This window comes from Psychrobacter sp. 1U2 (assembly GCF_051847575.1).
In genome coordinates, this window is the sequence record NZ_JBPYDC010001836.1 from 1 (window position 1) to 514 (window position 514).

General features: G+C 46.5%; 2 pseudogenes. Both read left to right on the plus strand.

Annotated features, from left to right (window positions below):
• Positions 1-267 (plus strand): annotated as a pseudogene (locus ACS8FD_RS24675) (cysteine synthase B); the annotation flags it as partial.
• A gap of 41 nt (positions 268-308) precedes the next feature.
• Positions 309-514: pseudogene (locus ACS8FD_RS24680) on the plus strand (3'-5' exonuclease); the annotation flags it as partial.

Here is a 514-nt window from a genome sequence, read left to right on the forward strand (position 1 = left end):
CCAGGTATCTTTGAGGCAGATTTAGTCGATGAAATCATGGATATTGACCAACATATCGCTGAAATCTATATGCGCAAACTGGCGAAGACTGAAGGTATCTTTGCTGGTGTCTCATCAGGCGCAGCAGCGTGGGCGGCTATACAAGTCGCCAAAGAGAACCCTGATGCTGTTATTGCCTTTATCGTCTGTGATCGCGGTGATCGCTATCTATCAACTGGTCTATACAATGTCGATGACACTCCTGTCGATGATAATACTCAGTCGTAATGCCTGACCAATGCTTGCACAATAAGTAACTAGGACTATTTATGTCACATGCCCTACCTGCCAATCCTGTACTGGTCTTTGATATTGAGACTGTGGCGGATACAGATGCTGCACGTCGTATTTATCCAAAACTGGCTGACTTAAGCGACGCTGATGCGCTCAGTGCCTTGACTGCCATTCGAATACAAGAAGCTGGCCATGACTTTATGCGCTTACCATTACAGCGCATAGTGTGCATCTCAGCGCT